The sequence below is a fragment of the Photobacterium nomapromontoriensis genome (genome assembly GCF_050336815.1).
Taxonomy (GTDB): Bacteria; Pseudomonadota; Gammaproteobacteria; order Enterobacterales; family Vibrionaceae; genus Photobacterium; species Photobacterium nomapromontoriensis.
The window spans coordinates 66,021-80,240 of the sequence record NZ_JAKJSL010000018.1; the positions used below are offsets into that span (position 1 = coordinate 66,021).

12 protein-coding genes are annotated in these 14,220 nt (G+C 45.4%); 6 read left to right on the forward strand and 6 right to left on the reverse strand.

Annotated features, from left to right (window positions below; all coding sequences use genetic code 11):
• Positions 1-90: 90 nt before the first annotated feature.
• A complete protein-coding gene (locus L4D12_RS04510; RefSeq protein WP_428446631.1) occupies positions 91-1,404 on the reverse strand; it encodes a ferredoxin reductase family protein in 1,314 nt (437 codons plus the stop codon).
• Between the two features lie 427 nt (positions 1,405-1,831).
• Here L4D12_RS04510 and L4D12_RS04515 point away from each other — a divergent pair, with 427 nt between their 5' ends.
• Both L4D12_RS04515 and L4D12_RS04520 read left to right on the forward strand, forming a co-directional pair.
• A complete protein-coding gene (locus L4D12_RS04515) occupies positions 1,832-2,023 on the forward strand; it encodes a hypothetical protein (protein WP_428446632.1) in 192 nt (63 codons plus the stop codon).
• A gap of 186 nt (positions 2,024-2,209) precedes the next feature.
• A complete protein-coding gene (locus L4D12_RS04520; protein ID WP_428446633.1) occupies positions 2,210-3,592 on the forward strand; it encodes a hypothetical protein in 1,383 nt (460 codons plus the stop codon).
• A gap of 19 nt (positions 3,593-3,611) precedes the next feature.
• Here the strand turns inward: L4D12_RS04520 and L4D12_RS04525 are convergent, their stop codons facing one another.
• Positions 3,612-4,124, reverse strand: coding sequence for a hypothetical protein (locus L4D12_RS04525; RefSeq protein WP_428446634.1), 513 nt, complete (start codon positions 4,122-4,124; stop codon positions 3,612-3,614).
• 310 nt (positions 4,125-4,434) lie between these two features.
• On the opposite strand from L4D12_RS04525, the gene L4D12_RS04530 reads away from it, so the two are divergent.
• Positions 4,435-5,370, forward strand: a complete 936-nt coding sequence (locus tag L4D12_RS04530; protein WP_428446635.1) for a WYL domain-containing protein — start codon at positions 4,435-4,437, stop codon at positions 5,368-5,370.
• A 20-nt stretch (positions 5,371-5,390) separates the two neighbouring features.
• Here the strand turns inward: L4D12_RS04530 and L4D12_RS04535 are convergent, their stop codons facing one another.
• A complete protein-coding gene (locus tag L4D12_RS04535) occupies positions 5,391-5,720 on the reverse strand; it encodes a hypothetical protein (RefSeq protein WP_428446636.1) in 330 nt (109 codons plus the stop codon).
• Between the two features lie 94 nt (positions 5,721-5,814).
• Positions 5,815-6,306, reverse strand: coding sequence for a hypothetical protein (locus tag L4D12_RS04540; RefSeq protein WP_428446637.1), 492 nt, complete (start codon positions 6,304-6,306; stop codon positions 5,815-5,817).
• A 330-nt stretch (positions 6,307-6,636) separates the two neighbouring features.
• On the opposite strand from L4D12_RS04540, the gene L4D12_RS04545 reads away from it, so the two are divergent.
• Positions 6,637-8,151 carry a Na+/H+ antiporter NhaC family protein gene (locus L4D12_RS04545; protein ID WP_428446638.1) on the forward strand — a complete coding sequence of 505 codons (1,515 nt, stop codon included), beginning with the start codon at positions 6,637-6,639 and terminating at the stop codon, positions 8,149-8,151.
• 115 nt (positions 8,152-8,266) lie between these two features.
• Here L4D12_RS04545 and L4D12_RS04550 read toward each other — a convergent pair whose 3' ends face one another.
• Both L4D12_RS04550 and L4D12_RS04555 read right to left on the reverse strand, forming a co-directional pair.
• On the reverse strand, positions 8,267-9,025 hold the full coding sequence (locus L4D12_RS04550; RefSeq protein ID WP_428446750.1) for a transporter substrate-binding domain-containing protein: 759 nt from the start codon (positions 9,023-9,025) through the stop codon (positions 8,267-8,269).
• A 127-nt stretch (positions 9,026-9,152) separates the two neighbouring features.
• On the reverse strand, positions 9,153-9,794 hold the full coding sequence (locus L4D12_RS04555) for a TetR/AcrR family transcriptional regulator (protein WP_428446639.1): 642 nt from the start codon (positions 9,792-9,794) through the stop codon (positions 9,153-9,155).
• Positions 9,795-9,909: 115 nt separating this feature from the next.
• On the opposite strand from L4D12_RS04555, the gene L4D12_RS04560 reads away from it, so the two are divergent.
• Together L4D12_RS04560 and L4D12_RS04565 are read left to right on the forward strand one after the other, a co-directional pair.
• A complete protein-coding gene (locus L4D12_RS04560) occupies positions 9,910-11,100 on the forward strand; it encodes an efflux RND transporter periplasmic adaptor subunit (protein ID WP_428446640.1) in 1,191 nt (396 codons plus the stop codon).
• Positions 11,097-14,213: an efflux RND transporter permease subunit gene (locus L4D12_RS04565; protein WP_428446641.1), complete on the forward strand. Its 3,117-nt coding sequence runs from the start codon at positions 11,097-11,099 to the stop codon at positions 14,211-14,213. The genes L4D12_RS04560 and L4D12_RS04565 overlap by 4 nt, the downstream gene beginning before the upstream one ends.
• Positions 14,214-14,220 lie beyond the last annotated feature (7 nt).

Sequence of the window (14,220 nt, forward strand, 5' to 3'; positions counted from 1 at the left end):
CTCCATTATTCCTTGAAAACTAGGCGTTGTAAAGAATAAGCATAATCATATGATTTTAAATGCTTTATTGTAAAAACCACGCCGAAACCTTTAACGCATTTTGAAATTTTCACGATGAAAACGTTGTCTGGGTAACCCTTGCCTCATGAGATCACATTGTAATGATTGAGCAAAACGTTCTGGGCCACAGAAACTCACATCAACATCGGTATGCTTTATCGTTTGCAACACCATCTCAGCATTGAGTCGCTCTGCGTGTTCAGTATCAACAATATGCAGCGTAATAAAATCCATCCCTTCGAGCAACCGGATAATTTCACGAGAGAAATGCGCCTGATTTTGGGTGCTGACACAATAAAACAAATGGATGTTCTCTAACAGGCTATGACGGCTTTGGGCTTGATACTTCAACCAATACAATCTTGAAATAAACGGTACAATACCGATCCCTGCACCAATCCACACTTGTTGCTTAAAATTTGAGATTTGAAATCGACCATAGCCACCTTCAACCGATACAGCCAGACCAACATCCACCTGATTAACCAGCCTATTGGTATAATCCCCCAGCGCTTTTATACCAAACTCAACCACCTGATTATCGGCATCATAGTTTAGAATAGAAAAAGGATGCGGTGGTTCACCATCATGAAAACTCAAATATGCAAACTGTCCTTCCTGATAACGAATGGCAGATTCTAGCTGAATACTTACCCTTAACACGGTACTTTCATTGGTTACATCAGTAAAATGCTCAACTGCAATGACCTTTCCTTCAACTTTATTTTCTTTACCAATAACGCCAACTATCGACAGTATTGAACACCCAACCCCGACTACAGACAGCCCAATAATGGCACTGTTCATCGTTAACGAAAAAAGATTCCAATCAAGCAGAAATACGGCATGAAATACGCTGGCGATTAACAGAACACCACCAATTTTATGGGTATATTTAAATTTTGAATAACTAATCACTTGCGCAAGACTGATCACACTAAAAATCAGCAAACCATAAAATGCAAATTCGCCAACTTGTTCAGCAAGACTAGGCCAATTAATCCCTTCAACCGCGATACGGGGTCTATCCGGCCTTGAAAGCAAATTTAACATTATCAGTAACTTGGCACTTTTAATGACCAGCCAATGAGCCACTAACGCGACAACGGCCCCAATCCCCAGTTGCTTATGTAGCGCATACCCTTTATCAAGGCCATTAACCCATTCTTCGACCCAGCGAAAACGTGCAATTAATAATACGGCGATACACATATAACCCAAGCTTATAAATCCGGTTAACATCGTAAGTTGATGCCGCCAGAAAATAAAGCCACTTGCCTCTCCGCTATCCATAAATACAGTGGGTAGCCATAATGCCACCATCAATAATGTTAATCTCAGCATTATCATTTATGTAACCCATAATAGGTAAAAAGAATACGGCTATAATATGCAATACATTTAAAACAAATAGTCGATTTACCTATGTTTAATATTATTGACATAAACTGACTTTCACTGAAATTACTTTACTTTGATGACAGCGAAACCATTATTTCAACCGCAATCAAAGCCCCTTACCAAGATCGTTTTTGATCAAATTTTTCAGCAGAAACTAAACTGGTTCAACAGCAATTATTCTAGCCAGATCACCGATTACACGTAGTGACTACCTAAAAACCAACAACTGTGGGTTCAATCATGACATCATTAAGCCCAGATAGATAGGGTTATAGACAGACCCATTCTGCCTAGTCGATGCTTATATTGAAAAGTTATCTGCCCCTGCAAAAAGTTAACTTTTCAATTTAGTATTGCAGGAGTTAGGCAGATGGAAAAACTGAAGTTAGCGAAGGCATTGTTTACACAACCATTAACACTGGATGAACTGCGTAAACTTGAACAGCTGGAGCAACAAGCACAAGGAGAAGAACGACAATATATCACCGCACTCTGGAGCACAGCCTATGACAAGGTTAATCCTGTCGTACTACGCCAAGCACGCGTAGCTGGCTTGCTCTAAGGCCTCCAAGCTAGACCATCACAAAATCAGGGGAAACAATGTCCGTGTTTCCTCTGGTTTTCTTCCCTCTGCCATTACTTTTAATCTGTCTATATTCCCAGAGCCACATCACACTTTTAAAATCAATCATGGCAACAAACCGCATTTTTGGAACATATTGATTATTTCAATAAGAAGGAACTTACAATGAACACACTGCGTACGCTAGCCAGTGCGGCAATCATATTGGTTTGTACAACCACTCAAGCATTGGCGATGGGTCCCCGTCCTCCCAGCAATCCACACCTTGGTCTTGACGGTTCTGCGACCATGCACAGCGACTCTGCGGCATCTGACACAACCGATCTCGTCGGCCCTGGCTTACGGGTGAGATCAGAGTTCGTATATTTAGGAGGAACGTGCTCGACCGTATTAATTCATTCATACGGCCATCCCGTTGTCGTCTGTACCGATTTTCAAACTAAAGCTCCGGTCATCTATATCATTGATCAATACACGAAAAAGCAACTTGCCAAAATGGCGATCAATCAAGGATCAACTTTTGGCGGGATCTATGCCTATATCAATCAGCACGATCAAATCGTGATCGCAGGCGGTGCTGATTCTCTGCTGTTTATTGAAACTAAGAATGACAATGGCGACTGGGATCTTTCTATTCAACAACAGGTTGATCTTTCCAGTGTCATACCTGACGGTGAATTTCTGAATGCGATCAACCCTGCCGCTGATGGCGGAATCTGGTTCGCAACAGATAAAGCATTACTTGGCCGCTACGATACTTACAGTGGTGAAATTACCGCAACACGATTACAAGAAGGTGAAGAGATCCACAACTCTTTTGCTAACTCTGGTGATGGTAAAGTGGCTATCGCCACCGATCATGCACTGTACCTGTACACCTATCGAAACGGTGAGATCAACAAGCTATGGCGACAATCATACGACCGCGGGCGAGCTCGTAAACCGGGTAAACTGTCACACGGTACAGGTGCCAGCCCAACGTTCTTTGGTCCAAAAAATGGCACCGATTACGTGACCATTTTAGACAATGCCAAAGATGGCGATGCCCTGCTGATTTACCATGCACAGGCAAGCGAACAACCATTACTCTGCAAGGTAGACTTACCACATAACGTCCACTACGCATCTGAGAACTCCCCGATTGGTATCGGCAATTCAGTGATCACCTCAAACACCTTTGGCTACCCATACCCCATTGATGGCACGCTGCCCCCTTCCATTCCTAACAGTGCACCGATGGAGTCAGGTATGTTCCGCGTCGATATTGATCCGCAGCACAACTGCGAAATTGTCTGGTCGAATAATGTTGGATCCGCCGCGGTCCCCAAACTATCGGTAGGTGATCAGAGCATTTATACTTTTGAACGTCAGGGGGAAGCGTATTATTACAATGTCATCGATTTTCACTCAGGCGAGGTGTTAGCCACCCACCCCGTCGGCGAAGGGCGAATCTTTGATACCCTACAACTGGCAGGTAATATGACCTTTGGCCAAGTGTACTGGCAAGGCACCACTGGCGGATTACTGAAAATTAAGCCCAGTTGGTAATGTAAGTACATTTCACGCTCTATTGTTGCGCTGCGACAACAGAATCACACAACATATTCAGCAGGGTATGAATGGCACTGGCGATATCGTCAGACTCAAACTGGGCAACGGTGCGCCAGTTTCGCTCTGGGTATTGATCGGGGAGCTCAATCAGATCACAGACTTTCAGCGTGATAGGCTTGAAATTGCTATCTCGGCATGGTTTGCAGTTGTTGGGATTGTCATTGGAACCGAAGAAATCAATCGGCATCAATGATCCCATGCGGATCAGACTGTCAGGGGTTTGCAGTTGTTCATAAGTAAGATAATCCTTGCGAGTTATCCCTTGGATAACCATCAAACTATCGACATAAACAAGCACACCAAGCGCCAAATTATCATCAATACACACCGCTCCTTCCAGCAGCGCGCGATAGGCTTGTTTTAGTTGCTTTTCAGTGATGTCCACGTGCGTATACCCTAGAACCATCATCTTATTGATAACAATGATGAGTGAGTTCAACAACAATAAATTACATGCAATATTTTCCATATCCTTATATGAAATGCATCTGAAATATTACGTATATTCGAGCAATAATCACCCAAAAGGTATTAGCTGCGGAATAACTAACCAATTTTATAAACGAACTCATTCATTTTATCTGACACCCTACACACAGGCAGGGTGTTTTTTGTACGAAAGCACAGTGTGATACTCGCAACGAGTAGATACCATTGTCAATTTAATCGCCTATTAAGCCCATCTTCATCATCTATTTTGGTAACTCTTTGTGATTCGGCTTGCATCTGCTCGTTTTCACATTATATTAAGGAGCATAAAAAGTACTGGATAAATAACCATGACTCTACAACTCGACAATCAGGCACTCACTCATAATGCTGCCATCGCGCAAAAGCTAAATGCTATTGGCTCTGCACAACGCGAGCGTCTGGCATTCATTGACTTTGCATTGTATTTTCTTGGCGAAGTCACACGGAAAGATTTGATTGATCGCTTTGCCGTGGGCCATGCAGCCACCACTCGGGATCTTGCGCTATATAAAGAACTCATCCCTGATAACCTAAAACTCGATATGCGGTCGAAAAAGTATTTCAAGCAATCGGGGTTTTCTCCGTTGTTCGAACTTGATCTGCAAAAAACGCTAGCAACCATTTCACTGGGTTATGGCGACGGCTTTTCCGGTCATCAGGACTTTCCGATCAATTGTGCGTCACCGAAGTCTCTCACGGTGCCGCGCACGCCTGTGATGGCAAGACTGTGCGAAGCCATTTACCGCAATAAGTTAATTGAAATCGACTATATTTCTACGTCTAGTGGTAAGAGCCGTCGAGTTATTGCCCCACACAGTTTGGTCGACTCGGGTAATCGCTGGCATGTCCGCTCTTTTGATCGCAAGAATAACCAGTTTATGGATGTGGTCTGTAACCGTGTGCTATCTGCCGCGATCATTGAACAATCGCCAGAAAGTCATGAAGCTATTGAGGCTGATCGCCAATGGCAAAAATATGTCGAGCTTGAACTCATCCCCCATCCTAAACAAGGGAATCCAGAAGCGATTGAGCTCGATTATGAAATGAAGGGCGGCAAGCGAGTGATTGAAGCCCGCGCGGCACTGGCTGGTTACCTGCTACGAAAATGGGAAGTTGATTGTAGCCTGGATGGCCGCCTGCACGACTATGTCGGATATCAGCTGGCGCTAGGTAACCCTCAAGCCTTGTATCAGGTAACCAGCGCTATGCTGGCACCAGGCTATCATGACACCAGCAATGACTGATTTGTCTCGCCGGATCGCTCTTATTTAGGAATATTAAACTGTTTATCGCCACGGCAAGTAAAGGTGTAATAACGACTCCGTTCGTTGAATGTTGTAAACCCTTTGCCGTGGCAGTATGCACCATTCAGCTCGTGCATATAGGCAAGGGTTGTCTTATCTTTCACGGAAAAATAGCTGTTATTTTCACAAACAACCCGAATTTTTCCATCATCACCTTGTGAGAAGGACTGCACTTTAGCACCACACAGGGTAAAGCTTGCATCTACATAGTCGTCTGCCCGTTCATCGACAGACATGGAACAACCTACCATCACCACTGAAAAGAAAATAACTGCCAGCATTTTTTTCATAACCTACCTCCATGACTGAACGTGATTTTGTCCTAATAATGAGTGTAGTGCGGGTTGGTAAGCCTAACCCAGTAAATAACAATTTTGCTATGCGTTATCCGTTTACTTGTCTTTTTTTGCTCGGTTTGTCATCGATTCGGCGGCGATGCCAGAGGGAGTAATGGCGCAGTCCTGCTGGCCCGTGAGCAATCACGACTGACATTAACAATACGGTAATAAACAGTGCGGGTTTATATTGAGGCAACCAGAAAAAACAGCCTATCAAGCCCAACTTCACGAAAGTCAGCACGCCTTTCAGTTGGATCAGCCACAGTTTAGATTGGCGAATTTCCAATCCGACCATAATCAGCCCTGTCACCATTGCCATTATCCACCAGTGCAGCCATAACTCTCGTTCAATACCGTACAGAATGCCACCCGCACTCCCGGCGATGCCCAATATATGCAATGCTCTTATCGCGGTTTTACTCAGCCGTTGGATCCAAAATCGGGTTTCAGAGAGGCCATACTGCTCTGTGCGTGGTTGATCGCGGCGTGATGTTTTTTGAGGCTGTTGAGGTTCAGGTGAATGTGGCGTTTGTTTCATGATGCTTATTGGGTATTCATATTGGATAAGGAAGAATACCAGAAAATCGCTCAACTTACCGTGTTGAGCGCCTATTCATTAACATTCACCAGCGACTCACTAGCCTGTGTGAGATCCATTCAGGTAAATTGACACGGTGCTTGAGCATAGTGACCTTTCTGCGTCTGCGGTACTTTTTTGTTATCGCCGAAAATATCACCGTGCCACATATTGACAAAAAAGTTAATTAGATCACGTTAATGGCAGTATACAGGTAAATCAATTAACTATATATTCGCCCGACAATGAAACACTATTTTGATTTAAAAAATACCTAGCAAGGATTGCACTATGGCTCAACCGGATATAACCACCCTCATACCCATTATTATTACGCTTGCGCTCTCGCTAACAACACGAAACGTTGTGATTGGCTTATTTGGTGGTGTGTTCAGTGGCGTTGTGATGCTTAATGGCATCTCACCCCTCGATACCTTTGGTACGTTAGTTAAAGACTACCTAGTCCCACAGTTAACTGATACGTATAACGCAGGGGTTATTGTTCTATTGGTCTTCATTGGTGGTTTTGTTGCCTTGATGGAGCAATCTGGCGGTGGTCAGGCTTTTGCGGCTAAAGTCACCCATTGGATAAGCTCAAAATGCCGTGCTCAGTTATCGTCCTGGTCTGGCGGGATTTTTATCTTCTTTTCCGATCTTGGTACCCCTTTAATTGTTGGCCCAGTATTCCGTCCTCTATTTGACAAGTTAAAAGTATCACGCCAAAAATTGGCCTTTATTATCGACTCGACTTCGTCACCTGTTGCCATCTTGATCCCATTTATTGGCTGGGGGGTTTACATCATGGGGCTACTGCAAAAAGAGTTTAATGCCCTAGATGTCGGTATCACAGATTGGGAAGCATTTATTCACGCTATCCCATTTCAGTTTTATGCCTTCCTAGCCATTTTTATCGTGCCTTTACTTGCGATTAAACGGTTTGACTTTGGCCCGATGGCCATTGCTGAAGAACAAGCGAAACAAGGTATTATAACGGCAGCCAATTCTGACTCTCTCAAGCCCTTCACCCATAATAATGCCAAGGCATCATTTGTATTTGCTCCTTTGATCGTGATGGCATCAGTACTCGTGATCATGCTCGCCCCTCTTGGCTTCCCTTTCGCAAAGGTTTCAGGTTCTGTTTTCCGTGCGGCTCTATCCAGCGCTTATTTCTTTGCATCGATCACCCTGATTGCTCTCATGGCATTTCACGGTGTGCGCAAATTAAATGATGGACTGGGTGTTTACCTCAAGGGGATGGGGAATATGATGCAAGTTGCCATCGTATTAATACTGGCATGGACGTTAAGCAGCGTGGGGAAAGAACTCGGGACAGCAGCCTATATTGCAGAGCAAGCTCAATCAGGGTTTCCGTATTGGTTAGTACCCGCGGTAGCGTTCTTGCTCTCTGCCATTATCTCGTTCGCAACAGGTTCATCATGGGGTACTTTTGCAATCATGATGCCACTGGTGATCCCGACGGCCATTGCCATTGATGCGCCACTCTATGCCAGTATTGGTGCTGTGTTATCTGGCGGGTTATTTGGCGACCATTGCTCACCCATCTCTGAAACCACTATTTTATCGTCGACGGGCGCTGGCTGTGATCAATTTGAGCACTTCAGAACTCAGTTACCTTATGCGCTGCTCAATGGTTCAATCGCGTTAGTCAGCTTTCTTATTGCTGGTGTCATGGCAAGCCCTGTCATTTTAATCGTCGCTTTGATTGCCCAAGCCTTCCTAGTCTATGGATTATCAAAATGGCACTATCGTCAGCAGCGTTCATGTAACGCAGAATCACTCGCCTAATACGTCCAGTATGCTCAAACGGTATTCAAACAGTCGATAATGGCTGTTTGAATACCCTCTTACTTCCCTTCTTTTTCACTCCGAGTTTACCCATCAGCTTTCAGATAAGGGTCGGCTATTTCTCCAGTTTCAGCTCAGCTAATCCCCATTTTTTTGCAATACGATCAAAAAATCCTTGCGTCTTTTTTAACTCGATCCAGTGGTTAACATAATTAATCCAAATTTGGTCAGACTTAGGCAGTAACATAGCGATTGGCGTTGGGTAACGCATACCATCGACTTGCGCGACGCTGAGCTGGGGATAACGGCTCACCAGTGAGGCCGCCTCAATATTTGATGTGATGATGGCGTTCGTTTTGCTATCGATCAAGTGCTGGTGGGCAACAGCGGGCACATCAACACTGGTTTGGCGCGAGCTGGGTAATAATGCTTTAACGATACTTTGCTGCACTGTCCCCGTGATGGAGGTGATCATGACGGATGACGAATTAAAATCACTCCATTTTCGGAAGCGTTTAAGGTTTTTTTTCTGAATAACCGGAACAAAGGCAAGATAAAAGTAAGTGTCGCTGTAACCTGCTAATCGGGCTCGATGCATATTTAGGGACGCACTCCCTGTCATATCATATTTGTCTGTCACGATACCGTTCACCAACAACTTCCATGTTGTAGGCACGTACTCCACGGTCACACCCAGATCTTTTGCCAATTCTGTCGTGATATCAATATCAAAGCCCCGGTAAAAGTTTGTCGCCGGATCACGAATCGTCATCGGGTTCCAGTCACCGGTTGTACCGACCCGCAGCACGCCACTCTTGATGATATCCGTCAAGCGGCTTGACGCGGCATGGCTTATTGTTGAAAAAAGACACATCAATACAAATAGATAAATCGTACCTTTTTTGATGTACCACACCGCCATAGATACCTCTTACTTCTTATATCGACAAGGTTATCTATAAAGGTAGCAGTTATATTTTGAGATCCGGTGTACCATTTTTTTAACTTTGATATCCTCGCAAAAACATCTTAACCACGGATTGCAGATAGGCTTTGCGCTCGGCCTCTGTTTCTTCCGAGTCCTGACCCAGATAAGCCCAGTACACAGATCGACCATGAAACATCAATAACAGCTGCATAGCGGCATCCTGACTATTGATGCCATGACACAGTTCTCCTTGTGTGACGAGCAGATCAAGATACTGAGCGACCATTTCCATGGTACTTTTGGGCCCTGCATTCAGGTAAACCTGTGCCAATTCAGGGTGACTATCACTTTGGCTCACGGCCATTTTATAGGTATATTTTGCTTCATTGGACATCAGCATATTCTGAAACCACCAACCAAAGTCAGACAATACCGTCACCGGATCTCTTGGATCTTCGATCAGGCTAACCTCCAGCTGGCTAGCGGCGCATTTAGCCCGTATACAGGTATCAAATAATTCATCCTTGGTTTTAAAATGGGAATATACCGTTTGCTTTGACACCTGTGCTTTTATTGCGATGGCATCCATACTGATACCATAGCCTTGCTCACAGAATAGCTCTGTCGCGGCTTTTAAAATTTGTTCACGCTTCTTGCTGCTTCTCTGACTCAATACTTCCCCCAAATACAAACTAACACCAATATCGTCATGCATAATTAACAATACAATATGCACAATTAATAATACAAATGGACTAGACAGTCCAGTCTAACTGTATTATTTTTACAACTAGACTACGGAGTCTAGTTTATCAATAAGGCAGAAGATTATGCAAAGGATCACGATAGCCAGTTTACTCGTTGCCGTTATATTGCTAGCAGGATGCAATAGCACGAACCCAGATCACTCTGATCGAACACAGGCTCAGCCGCAGCTCAGCGTGAATACTCTTCCCCTAACCCCTTCCACTTACTACACCGTCGAACGTGAATATGTTGGTATGGTACAAGCGGGTCAGCAAGCCAATTTAGGGGTGGAGCTTGGCGGGAAAGTGTCACAGATCTTGGTTGATGTTGGTGATAAGGTTAAAGAAGGCGATCCTCTGCTGATATTAGATACCGAGTTGCTCAAAACACAAGCGGATGAATTACTCGCCAGACAAGCGCAAGTAACAGCCCAACTTGACCTTATTGAAGCAAATTTAAAGCGGCAACAAAAACTGAAAACCAAAGGTTTTAGTGCTGAGTCTGATCTTGATGCCCTCAATAGCCAGCGTGATGCGTTGCGAGCCAACTTTCGCCAGCTCACCGCTTCATTAGCCGCCAACCAACTGCAACAAAAAAAATCAACAATCTATGCTCCCTACCACGGGATGATAAGCGAACGGTATGTTTCACAAGGTGATGTGATAAACACGGGTGCGCCAACTCTCACTTTACTGGCAACCACCCACAAAGAGGCGCATATCGGTGTACCCGCAAAACAACTAACCAAACTCATGACAAACACTGACTGGACATTACGGGTTGGCACCACTAGTTACCCTGTAACCTTGCTTAACCCAGGTGTTAATGTTGATACGGCTTCTCGTACCGTCAAGTTACGCTTCGCGCTACCAGAGACCGCCCATACCATTAATGGTGAATTAGCTTACCTGCACTTCAATGATATCCAGCATCAATCCGGCTACTGGATCCCACTGTCCGCAATGACTGACGGATTGCGCGGAGTATGGAATGTATTTGTACTACGCGATGTTGAGGATAAACTAACCATTGAGCGCCGTTCAATTCAGGTTCTCCATGCCAATAATGACCACGCTTACGTCACTGGAGCGCTGGAGAACAATGAACAAATTGTCGCGGATGGCCTACACCGACTCGTACCGGGACAACGAGTTCTACCAATAAAAGCTTTACCTGTTCATCTCAATAACTCAACAGATGATGCTGTTTTCAGTGTACGCGACGCCATGAGTCAACACTTAGAGAATCATGCTGACAATGAGGCTGAGCTATGAACATTCGCCCTATCATCAGCAATATTCGCCTATTAGTACTTGCCGTTGCATTACTGATCGTTGCTGGCTTTTCCGCCATCAGTACATTACCTAGAGCGGAAGATCCGGTGATCCATAACCGTTATGCCAGCGTAATCACTTATTTCCCCGGTGCCACAGCAGAAAGAGTTGAAGCTCTCATAACCGAAAACATTGAAACAAACCTGCGGCAACTTGATGAAATAAAACGGCTGACATCCGTCTCAAGACCGGGGATTTCAGTGGTGCAAATCGAACTAAAAGATACCATTACCGATGCAATACCCGTTTGGTCCAGGACCAGAGATAAACTGACTGACGTCGAACCACTGCTTGCTCCCGGCGCTTCATCGCCTTCTCTCGATGCTGATCACGGTTATGCCTTTACTTTAATCACGGCGCTAAGCTGGCAAGGTAATAGCGAGCCCGACCTACTCACTCTTCGTCGTTATGCTATTGAGCTTGGCAACCGCATAAGGGTACTCAACGGCGTTGAATTTGTTGACACTTACGGCCTGCCTGATGAAGAAATCTTAGTGTCGCTCGATCCCAGCGCAGCCAGTGCTTTGGGTCAATCCGCCCTCTCTCTTTCGCAAGCCGTTGAGAACGCTGATGCGAAAAACTCAGCAGGCTCCTTGGTCAATAGCAACAATCACTTTACTTTAGAAGTTTCAGACTCACTCGATTCACTTGATCGTGTTCGCCAAGTTCCCATCGCTATCGATGAAAATGGCTACCTTATACGTGTCGAAGATATTGCCGATGTCGAGCGCAAAGCCGCGTCACCACCAGCAGAGCTGGCCTTTGTTTCCGGTAAGCCTTCTATTCTTGTTGCGGCCAGAATGCAGCCATCACTGCGGGTCGATAACTGGACCGAGCAGATTAGACACCTCTTAGCCAACTATCAAAACAATATCCCGAGTAATATTCAAGTTGATATTATCTTTGAGCAACAGAGTTACACCGAAACCCGTTTAGCAGAGCTTAACAATAGCTTATTGGTCGGTTTCACCATCATTTTAGTGGTGCTGTTACTCACGCTGGGCTTTCGCTCTGCGTTTATCGTCGCCCTATCACTGCCGCTCACGAGTTTAGTCACGCTAGCGATGATGAAATTTACAGGGTTGCCAATCAATCAAATGTCGATCACGGGGTTAATTGTGGCGCTCGGGATCATGGTTGATAATGCCATCGTCATGGTTGACAGTATCCAACACCTCCGACAACAAGGTATCGGCAAACTTGAGTCTGCTCTGAAAGCGATTCATCATTTATGGATCCCTCTTCTTGGATCAACCCTGACAACGGTTCTGGCGTTCGCGCCTATTTTCTTAATGCCGGGCCCCGCAGGGGAATTTGTAGGGGCGATTGCGACAACCGTGTGCTTCTCTTTGATTGGATCATACTTGATATCCCATACGATTGTTGCTGGGTTTGCCTCTCGCTTTTTACCGTCAGCCACCCAAGGCAACCGTTGGTATCATACGGGCATCAGGCTTCCTCGTATCAGTGAGCCATTTGCCAAGTCAATCCGCCTCGCGATAAAACACCCGGTGATCACAGCCGTACTGGTTTGCATTCTACCAATCACTGGCTTTTGGGGAGCGACTCAACTAACGGAGCAATTCTTCCCGCCATCTGACCGTGATATGTTCGAAATCCAATTGTTCATGCCACCACAGTCGAGTATTTTTGCCACCACCGAAGCGACACAGCAAGCGGATCTCATTGTGGGAGAATTTAAGGATATTGAATCTATCAGCTGGATGGTCGGCGGAAATTTCCCGTCTTTCTACTACAACTTAGTTGCCCGCCAGCAAGGTGCTCCATATTTTGCTCAAGCGATGGTGAAGGTCAAAAATGCTGAGACAACCAAGCGTATTATTCCTCTATTGCAGCAGCAGCTTGATCTACGGATGCCACAAGCTCAGATGTTAGTTCGAACACTGGAACAAGGCCCTCCGTATAATGCCCCTCTTGAAGTACGGCTATACGGCCCTAACCTCGACCGTTTAAAAGCGATAGGCGAAGATATTCGGCTGATCATGGCCAATACACCTGATGTGACTCATACCCGAGAGACCCTGCAACCCGGTACACCGAAAGTTTGGGTCAAGGTCAACGAAGAGGCGAGCCAATTAAGTGGGCTGTCTCTACGAGGCCTGGCTAATTTGCTCCAGGGAACGTTAACTGGCCGCCTGAGCGGTAATATTATTGAGGCTAACGAATCAATCCCGGTTAGGGTCAGGGTTAGCAATCATCGCCGTGAAAATATGGAGCAATTAAGCAACCTCCCCCTACCTGTACAATCACATCAACACTTGAATGCGCTGCCGATATTTGCACTGGCGGATTTATCCTTGATCCCCAGCCGAGGGGCGATCCCGCGACGCGATGGTCAAAGAATCAATGTTATCGAGGGCTATCTCCAAGCCGGTGTCTTACCGCAAACTGCACTGGAACATTTCCAGAAAAATCTTGACGCTTATCGGCAGACAATACCCAGTGGCTATACGATAGAATTTGGCGGTGAATCCGCAGAGCGCAATGAATCTGTCGGCAATTTAATGGCGAACCTCACCATGGTGATCACCTTGCTGATCGCGGTAGTCGTCATTTCGTTTAACTCTTTCCGGTTAAGCCAAATTATTTTTTTAGTCGGCGTATTCGCTGCGGGGTTAGGGCTGTTCTCGGTTTGGGTATTTAATTACCCGTTTGGGTTTACTGTGATTATCGGTTTGCTTGGGTTAGTCGGGCTTGCCATCAATGCGGCGATAGTGATTCTAGCGGAGCTCAAAGCCTGCCCTAAAGCCCTCACTGGCGATATCGATGCCATTCTTGTGGCAGTCATGAGTTGTACTCGTCATATTACGTCAACCACCATCACGACCGTTGGCGGCTTTATGCCTCTTATACTGGCGGGGGGTGGCTTCTGGCCCCCCTTCGCAATTGCTATTGCGGGTGGGACCTTATTAGCAACCATTGTTTCATTTTATTTTGTACCAGCCGCTTTTAGACTGGCCCTGAAGATAAAACCACTTGAGACAACTGCCATACCTGAGGTAACAGACATTGTCACCACAGCCACCCCCTAATAATGCT

Bases quoted from the DNA above. Each gene is read 5' to 3' on its own strand.
- L4D12_RS04510 (WP_428446631.1), bottom strand. From the start codon at position 1,404: ATGCTGAGATTAACATTATTGATGGTGGCATTATGGCTACCCACTGTA.
- L4D12_RS04515 (WP_428446632.1), top strand. From the start codon at position 1,832: ATGGAAAAACTGAAGTTAGCGAAGGCATTGTTTACACAACCATTAACA.
- L4D12_RS04520 (WP_428446633.1), top strand. From the start codon at position 2,210: ATGAACACACTGCGTACGCTAGCCAGTGCGGCAATCATATTGGTTTGT.
- L4D12_RS04525 (WP_428446634.1), bottom strand. From the start codon at position 4,124: ATGGAAAATATTGCATGTAATTTATTGTTGTTGAACTCACTCATCATT.
- L4D12_RS04530 (WP_428446635.1), top strand. From the start codon at position 4,435: ATGACTCTACAACTCGACAATCAGGCACTCACTCATAATGCTGCCATC.
- L4D12_RS04535 (WP_428446636.1), bottom strand. From the start codon at position 5,720: ATGAAAAAAATGCTGGCAGTTATTTTCTTTTCAGTGGTGATGGTAGGT.
- L4D12_RS04540 (WP_428446637.1), bottom strand. From the start codon at position 6,306: ATGAAACAAACGCCACATTCACCTGAACCTCAACAGCCTCAAAAAACA.
- L4D12_RS04545 (WP_428446638.1), top strand. From the start codon at position 6,637: ATGGCTCAACCGGATATAACCACCCTCATACCCATTATTATTACGCTT.
- L4D12_RS04550 (WP_428446750.1), bottom strand. From the start codon at position 9,025: ATGTGTCTTTTTTCAACAATAAGCCATGCCGCGTCAAGCCGCTTGACG.
- L4D12_RS04555 (WP_428446639.1), bottom strand. From the start codon at position 9,794: ATGCATGACGATATTGGTGTTAGTTTGTATTTGGGGGAAGTATTGAGT.
- L4D12_RS04560 (WP_428446640.1), top strand. From the start codon at position 9,910: ATGCAAAGGATCACGATAGCCAGTTTACTCGTTGCCGTTATATTGCTA.
- L4D12_RS04565 (WP_428446641.1), top strand. From the start codon at position 11,097: ATGAACATTCGCCCTATCATCAGCAATATTCGCCTATTAGTACTTGCC.